Here is a 13604-nt window from a genome sequence, read left to right on the forward strand (position 1 = left end):
AAAAGGGCCGCATGATGCGGCCCTTTTGATTTTTGGCTTATTCCGCCGCCTTGAGATGTTTGGGCGGGTTGCGGAACTGTTCAAGCAGTTCGGCTTCGCGCACCTTGACCCTGGTGATGTGTTCTTCCTTGACGTGGCCGTAACCGCGTATGTGTTCGGGCAGGGCCAGCAACGCCTTGGCGATGCGTGCATTTTCGTGGTTAAGGCCGTCAATCACCTCTGTTACCAGTTTTTCGTAATCCGTGATCAACTGGCGTTCGATCTTGCGTTCCGGGTTGCGGCCAAACGGATCAAGTTTGGTGCCGCGCAGGAACTTCAGTTTCGCCAGCATGCGGAACGCCGACATCATCCACGGACCGTAAACCGACTTTTGCGGCTTGCCACTTTCGGGATCGGTATTGGCAAGTGACGGCGGCGCAAGATGGAAGTTGATCTTGTAATCCCCCGTAAAGGTCTGGGTGACCTTTTTCAGGAACGCCGGATCGGTGTAAAGACGGGCAACCTCATACTCGTCCTTGTAGGCCAGCAGTTTGAAATAGTATTTCGCCACTGTCCGGGCCAGATCATCTTCATCGCCAAGGCGCTTCTCGGCGGCTGCAACCTTATCAACAAGGGTCGTGAAACGGTCGGCATAGGCTGCGTTCTGATAATCGGTCAGGAAGGCGCGGCGCTTGGCGACGATATCGGAAAGCTCGGTCGCAATCGGGTGGGCTTCGGCCTCGTTCGGGCCGACGATCCCGATCACGCGATCACGGTCATAGGCATACAGGCGTCCCCAATGGAAGGACTGCTTGTTCATATCGATCGACACGCCATTAAGCTCAATCGCCTGCATCAGGGCTTCTTCACTGATCGGGATCAGACCGCGCTGCCAGGCAACGCCCAGCATGAACAGGTTGGTCGCAATCGAATTGCCCATCAGGCGGGTCGCAATGTCGCTGCCTTCAACGAAATGCACCGCATCAGATCCACAGGCGTCACTGATGACCTTCATGTGCTCGTTGATCTTAAGCTCAAAATCCGGGTTATGGGTAAAGGCGCCGGTAACGGTTTCATGGGTGTTGATCACCGCCTGGGTAAAGTTCCGGCGCATTTTGGCAAGCCCTTCATAGCTTGCCGCAACCAGAAGGTCACAGCCCAGAACCACATTGGCTTCACCAGCCGGTATGCGCGCGGCATGCAGCTTGTTCTGATCGTTGGCAAAGCGGATATGGCTGACAACAGCCCCGCCTTTTTGTGCCAAGCCCGCCATATCAAGGCCGACAATACCCTTGCCCTCGATGTGGGCCGCCATTCCAAGGAGTGCTCCGATCGTGACAACACCCGTGCCGCCAACACCCGTGACAAGAACCGACCATGGTTCGTCAATTTCAGGCAGGGTCGGGCGTGGCAGGCTGGCGAAGACTGCATCCGTACCGGTATCACCCTTGGCGGCGGCATCGGGTTTGCGAAGTTCGCCGCCTTCGATGGTGACAAAGCTTGGGCAGAAGCCCTTGAGGCAGGAGAAATCCTTGTTGCACGCCGACTGGTCAATCGCGCGTTTGCGGCCAAACTCGGTTTCGACCGGAACGATGGCAAGGCAGTTCGACTGTTCGCCACAATCACCGCAGCCTTCGCAGACCAGATCATTGATAAACACGCGCTTGGGCGGATCAACCATCAGTTTGCGTTTGCGACGACGGCGTTTTTCGGCCGCACAGGTCTGATCAAAGATCAGGATCGAAACGCCTTCGATCTCACGCAGTTCTTTCTGGGTGTCTTCCAGCGTGTCGCGATGGCGGATATCAACGCCCGGCGCAAAGTCAGCACCCATCGGGTATTTTTCGGGCTCGTCTGACAAAACGATGATGCGTTTGGCACCTTCGTCAAACATCTGGCGTGTGATTTGCGGCACGGTCAGTGGCCCGTCAACCGGCTGCCCGCCGGTCATGGCGACCGCGTCGTTAAACAGGATCTTATAGGTGATGTTCACACCCGATGCGACTGCGGCACGCACGGCAAGGGAGCCTGAATGGTAATAGGTGCCATCGCCCAGGTTCTGGAAGACGTGCTTTGTATGGGTGAACGGTGCCTGTCCGATCCATGTCGCACCTTCGCCGCCCATATGGGTAAAGGTTTCGGTGGATCGATCCATCCAGTTGACCATGTAATGGCAGCCGATACCGGCCATGGCACGGCTGCCTTCGGGGACCTTGGTTGAACTGTTATGCGGGCAACCCGGGCAGAACCAGGGAATGCGTGCAACATCCGGGCGCGGTTCGGCAATTTCCTTTTCTTTTTCGGCAAGCCAGTCGATGCGTTCATGAATGGCCGGGCTGTCATAGAACCGCTTGATCCGTTCGGCCAGAACCACGGCAACACGGGCAGGGGTCAGTTCGTCCATCGATGGCAGGATCCATTCGCCCTTTTCATCGAACTTGCCGATCACGGTCGGGCGGACGTCTTCGCGCCAGTTATAAAGCTGTTCCTTGACCTGGTTTTCCATCACCGCGCGTTTTTCTTCGACGACGATGATTTCCTCAAGCCCCAGGGCGAACTCGCGGACATCCTCGCGGTTCAGTGGCCAGCTCATGCCGACCTTAAGCACGCGAATGCCGATCTTGGCGGCGTCTTCTTCGGAAATGCCAAGGTCATCAAATGCCTGCATGACATCAAGATAGGCCTTGCCGGTGGTAATGATGCCAAGCCGCGCATTCGGGCTGTCGATCACGGTTTTATTCAGCTTGTTCGCCCGCGCATATGCCAGTGCGGCATAGAGCTTGTATTTCATCAGGCGATGTTCTTGCTCCTTGGGCGTATCGGGCCAACGGATATGCAGGCCGCCCTCGGGCATGGGGAAATCGGTCGGGATGACGGGGGTAATGCGATCCGGTGCGACATCGGCCGCGGCCGAACTTTCCACCGTTTCGGCGATGGTTTTCATCGCCACCCAGCAACCGGAATAGCGGCTCATCGCCCAGCCATGCAGGCCGTAATCGAGAATGTCCTGAACACCGGACGGGTTAAGAACCGGGATCTGCGCATCGATAAAGGCATATTCGGTCTGATGGGGCAGGGTGGATGATTTGCAACTGTGGTCATCACCGGCCAGAACCAGAACACCGCCATGCTTGGACGTGCCGGCATGGTTGGCGTGTTTGAAAACGTCACCGGACCGGTCAACACCCGGGCCCTTGCCATACCACATGCCAAAGACGCCATCATATTTGGCATCCTTGTACATATTAACCTGCTGACTGCCCCAAACGACGGTGGCAGCAAGGTCTTCGTTCACACCCGGCTGAAATTCGATCTGCTGCTTGGTCAGGAATTTTTGGGCGCGCCAAAGTTGCTGATCAAGTCCACCAAGCGGCGATCCGCGATATCCCGAAATGCACCCGGCGGTATTAAGCCCCGCGCGCGCATCAAGCTGGCGCTGCATCAGGGGCAAACGGACCAGTGCCTGGATACCTGTAAGGTAAACCCGGCCTTCCTCAAGCGTGTATTTGTCGTCGAGTTGGACTGCCGCCAATTGTTGTGCCATGACCGGTCTCCCTGGGATCTCTCTGATATGCGGGGTCATTTCGGGCCCGATGCACTGCTTTTATTGATATGGGTGTTTGTGCAGTGTTTCGGTATGACCTTTAATTTATCTGTCAGGTCGGGTGTGCGGGACCTGTGCCTGACCTTGAAATGGTAATAAAGACTGACCTTTTTTCAAAGCGAAGTCGCATCGCACTATGCAAAACGCCTGATTGCATCTGTTGACGTAAGGTCAACTTATTATTTACTTATTCCGGTACCGATTTACGCGCAATAAAATTGCGGCCCTGTTGCGCTGCACTCGGCTGACAGGATGTCTTTTTGGGTTCGCGGAGGTGAAGTTTTGGAAGAGTCGTTGATAACAAAGATGCTCGACACCTTTGATTTGAAGGCGCTCATTAGTGTCGGCGCTGGTGCTTTGGTAACCCATATGCTGCATAGCTGGAAATCAGAGCGTGCAGAAAAAGTTACGGAAGTTCGCTGTATAAATGCTGCCGTGATTACCGCGAAGAACATTTGCGAGTTCTCAATCAATCTCAAAAAGGAGAGCTTCGGCCCTTTTTATACTAAGTATTCTCAGCAGCATGAGGAGATAGACAAGGCGTTCTCCCGATACTATTCCAAACCTGGGAACGTCGAAATAACTGCCCATGTGAATCTTCTTAAAATCAACAAGTTAGATCCACCAATTTTTTATCTAAGGTCATTGGTATATGAGCATATGTCTGCGTCTCCAGAGACGATATCACTAGTTAATTTCTTGGCGGACGCTTTGGAGACGTTAAATTCATCAATCGACTATCTGAATGATTTGGCTCTTGAACTGTCTAAAATTGATAAATCAAATCATCAGATGGCTATTGAGAAATACTTCGGTCGAGTTTCCAATGACGGTCACAGTGATACAAGATATCCCGATACGATTGATCAGGTTTTGAGAGCTTTAGACGCTACAATTTTCTTCAGCATGAAGGTCTGTGACGAGTTGGCAAAATCTTCCCAAAATATAGTAAACTCGATTTACGTTCGTAAGCCGACGGCGATTTCGGTCTCATTTGCAAACGAAAAGAGAGAAGGGCTCGTACCGAGTGATTCGGAATTCCCCGCATGGGAAACGAAGTAACCTTAGCGGTTTCAACCTCTATTAAGTCTCGCAGACAGAGGCTATGGAGTCATCTGCTCGAACGGATAAGGGAAAAATGGATCAACGTGTTTCGCTGATTACTCTGGGTGTTGCGGATCTGGATCGATCGCGGCGTTTTTACGAAGGTGGCCTTGGTTGGCAAATGACCGAGATGGTCGAAGGGCAGGTGGTGTTTTACCAACTCTCCAACGGTTTGGCCCTAGGTCTGTTCGGGCGCGAAGCGCTTAAGGAAGACGGGCACTTTGATGACGACACAGGTGCCAGCTTTGCCGGATTGACGCTGGCCTATAACGCGCGCAGCGAAGAAGAAGTCGATCAGGTGATGGCAGAGGCTGAGAAGGCCGGGGCCAAAATCCAGAAGCCTGCCGAAAAGGTCTTTTGGGGCGGGTATTCCGGTTATTTCCGTGATCCGGATGGCCATGCGTGGGAAGTGGCGTTTAATCCATTCTGGGAAATTGACGAGAAGGGCAATCTGCACATCCCGCCACAGAAAACCGGGTAGGGCGCATTCATCACATCATCACGCCATATCTTCATAGCACGGGCAGCAACATGCTGCCCGTTTTCATAGATATTCCAAAGTACAGTTGCATCGGGGACAATTTACTTTTACATCGAACGTGATGTAGTTTTAATCCATGCTTTCAAGGGGGATAAGGTTTTGAGTTGGATCGACCAGTTTCCGGGTCTGTCACGTTTGCCCGATGCCATCCGATCCTACCTTGTCGAAGAAAGCAAGATCGTCACGGTTCCTGCCAATACGGTCATTTTCGGACCGGGCAAGTCGCCGGAAAACCTGTTGTTGCTGCTTGATGGCACTGTGCGTGTCCAGCAAACATCCGATACCGGCCGTGAAATCGTGCTCTATCGCGTCCATGCCGGGGAAAGCTGTGTTCTGACCACGGCCTGTCTTCTGGCTTATGAGGATTACTCGGCAGAGGGGATTGCCGAAACCGAAACCCGGGCGGTGGCAATTCCGCGCAAGGTGTTTGACAAGCTTGTCTCGGATTCAATCGAGTTCCGCCAGTTTGTCTTTACCGCCTATTCCAAACGCATCACCGATCTGTTCATGGTGATCGAAGAAATCGCGTTCCAGAAGCTTGATATCCGTCTGGCCCACAAGCTGATCGAACTGGCCGGGGACAATGATACGGTGTCAGCAACCCACCAGAAACTGGCCGTCGAACTCGGTTCTGCCCGTGAAGTGATTTCGCGCCAGCTTCAGGAATTTCAGCGTCGGTGCTGGATTGAACAATCACGCGGCACCATCCGGCTGATTGATCGCGCGGCGTTGGAAAAACTGGCACAGAGCTAGATTTGCAGTCGCAAGCACGGCCGCCTTACGACTTTAGAATTATTAGGTGTTAATGTTTCGATGTTTGGTGACTTCATCACTGAAGTGCACATCGCGAACTCCTAAAATAAAGATCATAGCCAGATGTTTTGTCCGCAAACAAGGCGGGCAAGGGACATCGCAAATCCATCCGGTGCGCGCCAGTCATAAGGCGGCACGGAGGCAGTTGTTTAGGAGGACTCCATGTCTGCATACCCGGTCAATATGTCCGTAAAACCCGAAGTTACGGCCTTTTTCGACGAAGACACCAACACGATCAGCTATGTGGTCAAGGACCCGGAAAGCAACGCCTGTGCGGTTGTCGATTCCGTGATGGATATCGATTATGCGGCGGGTCGGATCACCTTTACCCACGCCGATAACATCATTGCCTTTATCAAGGATAACGGCCTGAAACTGGAATGGATCATCGAGACCCATGTCCATGCCGACCACTTGTCGGCAGCACCCTATATTCAGCAAAAGCTCGGCGGCAAGCTTGGCATCGGCAGCAAGATCACCGTGGTTCAGGATACCTTTGGCAAGGTGTTTAACGAAGGCACCGAATTCCAGCGTGATGGCAGTCAGTTTGATCGCCTGTTTGAAGATGGCGATACCTATCAGGTCGGCTCCATGACCTGCTTTGCCATCTATACCCCGGGTCATACCCCGGCCTGCATGGTGCATGTCATGGGCGATGCCGCCTTTGTCGGCGATACCCTGTTCATGCCTGATGGCGGCTCGGCCCGTGCCGACTTCCCGGGCGGTGATGCCGGGACGCTGTATGACAGCATCCAGAAGCTCCTCGCGCTGCCCGACGATATGCGTTTGTTCATGTGCCACGACTACGGCCCCAACGGTCGCGAGATCAAGTGGGAAACCACCGTCGGCGAAGAGAAAAAGCACAACATCCACGTTGGCGAAGGCAAAACCCGCGAAGACTTCATCAAGTTCCGCACCGAGCGTGATGCCCAGCTTGATATGCCGCGTCTGATCATCCCGTCGCTTCAGGTCAATATGCGCGCCGGTCAGGTGCCGACGGATAGCAGCGGCAAAAAAATGCTGAAAGTCCCGGTAAACGGGCTCTGATCAACACTCAGGTGAGGAAAAGCCATGGAAATCAAAACAATAAGCAACGGGTTCTCAGTCAGTCCGCAGATCGTGGCAGACGATGTCAAGGAAATCGCCAAGCGCGGCTTCCGGTCCATCGTCTGTAACCGTCCGGACGGCGAGGGCGCCGATCAGCCAACCTTTGAAGAGATTTCAAACGCGGCCAAGGAGGCCGGGCTTGAGGTCCGCTATCAGCCGATTGTTTCAGGCAAGGTCAGCGATGATGATGCCCGCGACTTTGGTCGCCTTTATGATGAATTGCCCAAGCCGGTCTTTGCCTATTGCCGCACCGGCACCCGGTCGACCACACTTTGGTCGCTGAGCCAGGCCGCGCATCTTGATACCAGCGAAATCCTTCGCGCCACCAAGGCGGCCGGTTATGACATGGGCGGTGTTGTCCGCCGGATTGTGAATGGCGGTAAAACGCCGACCGATCAGGGCGATGCAAAATATGACATCGTGATCATCGGTGGCGGTGCTGCTGGTATTTCGGTGGCATCCAGCCTGATCGCCCGTCGTTCGGGGCTTGAGATTGCGGTGATTGATCCGGCCGACATCCACTATTACCAGCCGGGCTGGACCATGGTTGGCGGTGGCGTGTTTGAAGCCAGCACCACGGCCCAGACCATGGGATCGCTGATCCCCAAGGGCGTGCACTGGATCAAGGCCGCGGTTGCTGCGTTTGAGCCGCAAGACGATGCTGTCATCCTTGATGGGTGCCGGGTGGTCAAATATGACCGTCTGATCGTTTGTCCGGGGCTCAAGCTTGACTGGAACCGGGTTGAAGGTTTGGTCGAGACGCTTGGCCGCAATGGTGTGACGTCAAACTATCGTTATGATCTTGCCCCTTACACGTGGGAACTGGTTTCCTCGATGCGCGAAGGCAAGGCGATCTTTACCCAGCCGCCGATGCCGATCAAATGTGCCGGTGCCCCGCAAAAGGCGATGTATCTCTCGGCCGATCATTGGCATCGCACCGGTGTTCTGAAGAACATTGATATCGATTTCTGCAATGCCGGTGGGGTTCTGTTCGGGGTAAAGGACTATGTCCCGGCGCTTGAAAGCTATGTGAAGAAATACGACGCACATCTCGATTTCTTCCATAATCTGGTGGCGATTGACGGGCAGGCGAAAAAGGCTTGGTTCGATGTCGCCAAGCCCGACACCGAGGTCGAACGCGTTGAGAAGTCCTTTGACATGATCCATGTCTGCCCGCCGCAGGTGGCACCGGACTTCATTCGTGTGTCCCCGCTGGCCGATGCCGCCGGATGGGTGGATGTCGATCAGGCGACCCTTCGCCACAAGTCATTTACAAACATCTGGTCACTGGGTGATGTGATGAATGCCCCCAACGCCAAAACGGCTGCTGCGGCCCGCAAACAGGCGCCGGTAGTTGCCGAAAACGTGGTTGCCGATATCGATGGAAAATCCCCGGTTGCGCAATATGACGGTTATGGGTCCTGTCCGCTCACCGTCGAACGTGGCCGCATCGTTCTGGCTGAATTCGGGTATGGCGGAACGCTTTTGCCGTCCTTCCCGAAATGGCTGATCGATGGCACCAAACCGTCGCACCTTGCCTGGTTGCTTAAGGAAAAAATCCTGCCGCCGATTTATTGGAAGGCGATGCTGCGTGGCAAGGAATGGCTGGCGAAGCCTGAAAAAGTCACCGGCGCCTAAAACACCCTTCGTCCAAGGCAGCGATCACGCTGCCTTGGATCAACCTTGATCTAAGAGATCGATCAATGCGTTTCAAAATGCTTCGGAAATATGTCCCGATTTTTGACTGGGGACAGACCTATGACAGGACGGCCTTTGGCAATGACATGATTGCAGCCGTGATCGTGACGATCATGCTGATCCCGCAATCGCTTGCCTATGCGTTGCTGGCCGGTCTGCCGCCCGAGGCGGGGCTTTATGCCTCCATCGCGCCGATCATTCTTTATGCCATCTTTGGCACCAGCCGCGCCCTTGCGGTCGGGCCGGTTGCGGTTGTCTCGCTGATGACCGCGGCCGCCGTGGGCAATATTGCCGAAACCGGCACCATGGGTTATGCGCTGGCTGCCCTGACGCTTGCCGCCCTGTCCGGGGCGATCCTGCTGGCGATGGGGGTGTTCAAGCTGGGCTTTCTGGCCAACTTCCTCTCCCACCCAGTGATTGCCGGTTTCATCACTGCATCTGGCATGATTATTGCTGCCAGTCAGCTCAAACACATCCTTGGTGTGGATGCCGGTGGCCATAACCTTTGGGAAATTGTCACCTCCCTGATTGCCCATATTCCCGAAACCAATCAGACGACCCTGATTATCGGCATTTGTGCCACGGGCTTTCTGTTCTGGGTGCGCAAGGGCCTTAAACCCGCCTTGCGCAAACTGGGTCTTGGTGCGCGTACCGCCGATGTCCTGACCAAGGCCGGCCCAGTCTTTGCCGTTTTCGCCACCACAGCGGCGACCTGGTATCTTGGTCTGGCTGAAAAAGGGGTTAAGATCGTGGGCGAGGTTCCGCAAAGCCTGCCGCCGCTGACCATGCCGGACTTCAGCCCGGGGCTGATGGCGGACCTTCTGGTGCCGGCGATCCTGATTTCTGTCATCGGCTTTGTTGAGTCGATCTCTGTCGCGCAGACGCTGGCGGCCAAACGCCGTCAACGCATCAACCCGGATCAGGAATTGATCGGGCTTGGGGCGGCCAATATCGGGGCGGCCTTTACGGGCGGTTATCCGGTGACGGGTGGTTTTGCCCGCTCGGTCGTGAACTTTGATGCCGGGGCGCAAACACCTGCGGCCGGGGCCTTTACCGCTGTTGGTCTGGCGATTGCCGCCGTGGCGCTGACCCCGCTGGTTTACTTCCTGCCAAAGGCAACCCTTGCCGCGACCATCATTGTTGCGGTGCTGTCGCTGGTCGATTTCTCGATCCTTAAAACCAGTTGGCAATATTCCAAGGCGGATTTCATTGCGGTTCTGGCAACCATCCTTCTGACCCTTGGTCTTGGGGTCGAGGTCGGGGTGACCGCCGGTGTGGTTCTGTCGATCGGGCTGTTTTTGTATAAAACATCGCGCCCGCACATTGCCGAGGTCGGCCTTGTGCCCGATACCCAGCATTTCCGCAACATCCTGCGTCATAAGGTCATCACCCATCCGTCTGTCCTGACGATCCGGATTGATGAAAGCCTTTATTTCGCCAATGCGCGGTATCTTGAGGATTACCTCTATGACCGGGTGGTCGGGTGCAAGAACCTCAAACATGTGGTTCTGATGTGCTCGGCCGTGAACGAGATCGATCTAAGCGCGCTTGAATCGCTTGAGGCGATCAATCACCGGCTTGAGGAAATGGGTATTTCCCTTCACATGTCCGAGGTCAAAGGCCCGGTCATGGATCGTCTGAAAAAGACCCACTTCCTTGATGAACTGACCGGCGAGGTTTTCCTGTCCCAGTTCGAAGCTGTTTCGAAACTGACAGACGGGCAGGTGGCAGAAACACCACCAAGCACCGAACCCAAAGTCAAACTGGTCTAAGACCGAAGATCGAAACCGGATTGAGTTTTCAGTCCGGTTTCTTTTTGCCATTGCGCAGATGCATCAGGAAGTAAATCAGTCCACCAGCAAGCAAACCCCAGAACGCACCAGAAATCCCGTAGAATGTCAGACCTGCTGCGGTGACGATAAAGGTTACAGCGGCTGCTTCACGTCCGTCTTCGTCCTTGAAGGCCGCAACGGCGGAACCCGCAAACGCCCCGATCAGGGCGAGACCTGCAACCGCCTCGATCAGGATGCCCGGTGCCAGACTGATAAACGCGGTCACCAACCCGGCCAGAAGCCCAAACACGATATAGAAAACGCCGCCCGATACCGCCGCCCAATACCGTTTGGCCGGATCGGGGTGGGCATCCTTGCCCGCACACAGGGCCGCGGTGATGGCCGCCAAGTTCACCGCATGGCCACCAAACGGGGCTGAGAGTAACGAGAAGATCCCGGTCACGGTAAAGAGCGGCCCCGGTGGGGTATCATAATCATTGGCGCGCAGAACCGCTGTGCCCGGAATGTTTTGGGATGCCATGGTGACGATGAAAAGCGGCAAGGCAATGCCGATCAATCCGGTCAGGGTAAATTCAGGCATGACAAATTCGACGGGGGGCGCAATTGCACTGCCCAGATCGGCGATGGCATTTTCAGGAAACTCGACGCCAAACACCATCACTGCAACGAATGCGAGAAGGGCGGCAGGGATGGCAAGCAACCGGTTAAACCGCCCCATCACGATCCACGCAATCACAATCGGAAGACCAAGCAACGGGTCAAAGGCAACCGCCTTGACCGGTGCCAGACACAGACCCAGCAAGACACCGGCCAGCATCGCGTTTGCCAAGGGGGCAGGGATGCCAGCAACCGCACGGCCCAATGGCTTCCAAACGCCACTGATGATAATCAGGATGGCGCAAACAATGAACGCGCCAACGGCAACGGCAAATCCACCCTCAATGGCACCGGATGTCGCCAGAAGGGCCGCACCGGGTGTTGACCAAGCAATGCTGATCGGAAGTCGGGTTTTAAGCGACAGGACAATTGCGCAAAGCCCCATGGAAATGGACAACGCCATCAGCCCGGATGCAGCTTGTTCGGGGCTGGCACCGACCCCGGCAAGACCTTGCAAGACAACCGCAAACGAACTGGCCGTCCCGACAAAACCTGCCAGCAGGCCCATGAATATACTTTGGGGCGAAATATCACGCAGCATGGGGGCTCCGACGCAAGAAAGGTGTTTCAAAATCTGGTGGCGAGCGCAAAGACCCTAACCATAAGCCGCAAGTCAAGCCAGCGAAAACCACCATCTGCAATGCCGTAAACGTGTCAGAACAACCGCGACGGTGAGAGTCGATCAAATAACAATGCAACACTGACAAATAGGAAACACGGCACTGTTTTCACACGAATTTTTTTCGCACTGAGCGGATCCTACATTGACAAATATCATCGTACTCGTTTGATAAGTTAAATAATTATAATGTAATGAATTGGAGCGGATCCAAATTCCTGACGTAGGAGTCTGACTATGACTGAATCTCCGAAGATTAGTGTCGGTTTGCCGCGCATTAATGAACCGGCGCCGGATTTCACTGCGCCGACCACCGATGGTGTCAAATCCCTGTCCGACTATCGTGGTAAATGGCTTGTGCTGTTTTCCCATCCCGCTGATTTCACACCGGTCTGCACGACCGAGTTTATCGCCTTTGCCAAACACGCCGATGAATTTGCCAAACGCGATTGTGAATTGCTGGGCCTGTCGATTGACAGCACGCATTCGCACATTGCGTGGATGCGCAACATCGAACAGAACTTTGGTGTGGAAATCCCGTTCCCGATCATTGCCGACCTTAAAATGGAGGTCGCCCAAGCCTATGGCATGATCCATCCGGGTGCAGGTGATACGTCGGCCGTGCGCGCGACCTTTATCATCGATCCGGAAGGCGTACTGCGTGCCATGGTCTACTACCCGATGAGCAACGGGCGTTCGATCCCGGAATTCCTGCGCATGATTGATGCGATGCAGACCAGCGACAAGCACGGTGTGGCAACGCCAGAAGGCTGGCAGCCGGGTGACAAGGTCATTGTCCCACCGGCCCATACCGCCAAGGCCGCCGCAGAACGGGCATCCAATCCGGATTATGATTACGTGGACTTCTACTTCTGCACCAAGTCCCTCTGATCAAAACCCCGATGTGCGGTTCCCGGGGCAAGGGACCGCACAAAGGCAAAACCCCGCCAGAGCAATCTGGCGGGGTTTTGTTCCGTTTGTCAGGCATCACGCAATTCAAACTGTTGGTGGTAAATGCGTATCAGACCACGTCACGTTTGGTTGTGGCGTTTGATACGTCATGGGTTTCAATCAGGCGCGCGTCGTGACGACCAAGCACATCCTTGGCGCGTTCCTCGGTCTGCGGATCGGGTGTTCTGATCCAAAGCAACAAGCCGCCTTGATCAAGCTCTTCTTGCAGTCTGCTGGAGTACTTCTTGCCGATCATTGCGGCAATCACGCCGCCTGCGGCGGCACCAACACCGCCCGCACCGAGGATTGCCGAAATGGTCAGGGCAATGGGGCCACCAGCCGCGATTACTGCACCGGCTGCACCAAAGGCTGCCGCATACATCGGGGCACCGATCAGTGCGCCTTCGGCATTACCAATCGGTGTCGGTGTTGTGTAGGCCAGTGGTGGCATGTCAGGATCGCTGTCGACATCCTCGGCCTTGCGATAAATATGGCCAAGCTTGTCGTCGACGGTTTTCTCGCTCGCAAGAAGGCTAAGCTCCTTTTGCTGATCAAACCCGACTTGCGCCAGATCATCAGCCGCCTGTTGGAGTATTTTGATATCGTCAAAAACGCCAACGGTCTCGCGATGTGTTTTGGTCATTTGGGCCTCCTGTTTGTTGAAAGGCTCATCTGTATTGAACGTAACACAACGCGGATTGGTTCCATTTTTGTTGATTTTCAATGCGCCCAAACGAA

Annotated in this window: 10 protein-coding genes; 7 read left to right on the forward strand and 3 right to left on the reverse strand. The window is 54.9% G+C overall.

What is annotated here, in order from left to right; genetic code table 11:
• Nucleotides 1–37: 37 nt before the first annotated feature.
• Nucleotides 38–3523, reverse strand: coding sequence for an indolepyruvate ferredoxin oxidoreductase family protein (locus TH4_RS08090; protein WP_064780619.1), 3486 nt, complete (start codon nucleotides 3521–3523; stop codon nucleotides 38–40).
• Between the two features lie 312 nt (nucleotides 3524–3835).
• Here TH4_RS08090 and TH4_RS08095 point away from each other — a divergent pair, with 312 nt between their 5' ends.
• From TH4_RS08095 to TH4_RS08120, 6 genes are all read left to right on the forward strand, one after another.
• Nucleotides 3836–4645, forward strand: coding sequence for a hypothetical protein (locus tag TH4_RS08095; protein ID WP_064780620.1), 810 nt, complete (start codon nucleotides 3836–3838; stop codon nucleotides 4643–4645).
• A 76-nt stretch (nucleotides 4646–4721) separates the two neighbouring features.
• On the forward strand, nucleotides 4722–5168 hold the full coding sequence (locus tag TH4_RS08100) for a VOC family protein (protein ID WP_064780621.1): 447 nt from the start codon (nucleotides 4722–4724) through the stop codon (nucleotides 5166–5168).
• Between the two features lie 159 nt (nucleotides 5169–5327).
• Nucleotides 5328–5981: a Crp/Fnr family transcriptional regulator gene (locus TH4_RS08105; RefSeq protein ID WP_064780622.1), complete on the forward strand. Its 654-nt coding sequence runs from the start codon at nucleotides 5328–5330 to the stop codon at nucleotides 5979–5981.
• Between the two features lie 222 nt (nucleotides 5982–6203).
• Nucleotides 6204–7088 (forward strand): MBL fold metallo-hydrolase, encoded by an 885-nt coding sequence (locus tag TH4_RS08110; protein WP_008891352.1) that lies wholly within the window; start codon nucleotides 6204–6206, stop codon nucleotides 7086–7088.
• Between the two features lie 24 nt (nucleotides 7089–7112).
• The gene (locus TH4_RS08115; protein ID WP_064780623.1) at nucleotides 7113–8786 is read left to right on the forward strand and encodes a bifunctional protein tyrosine phosphatase family protein/NAD(P)/FAD-dependent oxidoreductase; all 1674 of its coding nucleotides are present in this window, start codon (nucleotides 7113–7115) and stop codon (nucleotides 8784–8786) included.
• Between the two features lie 65 nt (nucleotides 8787–8851).
• The gene (locus tag TH4_RS08120) at nucleotides 8852–10618 is read left to right on the forward strand and encodes a SulP family inorganic anion transporter (protein ID WP_064780624.1); all 1767 of its coding nucleotides are present in this window, start codon (nucleotides 8852–8854) and stop codon (nucleotides 10616–10618) included.
• Nucleotides 10619–10646: 28 nt separating this feature from the next.
• Here TH4_RS08120 and TH4_RS08125 read toward each other — a convergent pair whose 3' ends face one another.
• On the reverse strand, nucleotides 10647–11837 hold the full coding sequence (locus TH4_RS08125; protein WP_064780625.1) for a benzoate/H(+) symporter BenE family transporter: 1191 nt from the start codon (nucleotides 11835–11837) through the stop codon (nucleotides 10647–10649).
• Nucleotides 11838–12152: 315 nt separating this feature from the next.
• On the opposite strand from TH4_RS08125, the gene TH4_RS08130 reads away from it, so the two are divergent.
• Nucleotides 12153–12806, forward strand: coding sequence for a peroxiredoxin (locus tag TH4_RS08130; RefSeq protein WP_008891356.1), 654 nt, complete (start codon nucleotides 12153–12155; stop codon nucleotides 12804–12806).
• Between the two features lie 130 nt (nucleotides 12807–12936).
• On the opposite strand, the gene TH4_RS08135 is transcribed toward TH4_RS08130, so the two are convergent.
• Nucleotides 12937–13509 (reverse strand): hypothetical protein, encoded by a 573-nt coding sequence (locus TH4_RS08135; protein ID WP_008891357.1) that lies wholly within the window; start codon nucleotides 13507–13509, stop codon nucleotides 12937–12939.
• Nucleotides 13510–13604: the final 95 nt, after the last annotated feature.

The sequence above is a fragment of the Thalassospira tepidiphila MCCC 1A03514 genome, from assembly GCF_001662875.1.
GTDB classification, from domain to species: Bacteria; Pseudomonadota; Alphaproteobacteria; order Rhodospirillales; family Thalassospiraceae; genus Thalassospira; species Thalassospira tepidiphila.

Excerpts from the sequence above, each read along its gene's own strand:
- TH4_RS08090 (WP_064780619.1), bottom strand. The coding sequence starts at position 3,523 with ATGGCACAACAATTGGCGGCAGTCCAACTCGACGACAAATACACGCTT.
- TH4_RS08095 (WP_064780620.1), top strand. The coding sequence starts at position 3,836 with ATGTCTTTTTGGGTTCGCGGAGGTGAAGTTTTGGAAGAGTCGTTGATA.
- TH4_RS08100 (WP_064780621.1), top strand. The coding sequence starts at position 4,722 with ATGGATCAACGTGTTTCGCTGATTACTCTGGGTGTTGCGGATCTGGAT.
- TH4_RS08110 (WP_008891352.1), top strand. The coding sequence starts at position 6,204 with ATGTCTGCATACCCGGTCAATATGTCCGTAAAACCCGAAGTTACGGCC.
- TH4_RS08115 (WP_064780623.1), top strand. The coding sequence starts at position 7,113 with ATGGAAATCAAAACAATAAGCAACGGGTTCTCAGTCAGTCCGCAGATC.
- TH4_RS08120 (WP_064780624.1), top strand. The coding sequence starts at position 8,852 with ATGCGTTTCAAAATGCTTCGGAAATATGTCCCGATTTTTGACTGGGGA.
- TH4_RS08125 (WP_064780625.1), bottom strand. The coding sequence starts at position 11,837 with ATGCTGCGTGATATTTCGCCCCAAAGTATATTCATGGGCCTGCTGGCA.
- TH4_RS08130 (WP_008891356.1), top strand. The coding sequence starts at position 12,153 with ATGACTGAATCTCCGAAGATTAGTGTCGGTTTGCCGCGCATTAATGAA.
- TH4_RS08135 (WP_008891357.1), bottom strand. The coding sequence starts at position 13,509 with ATGACCAAAACACATCGCGAGACCGTTGGCGTTTTTGACGATATCAAA.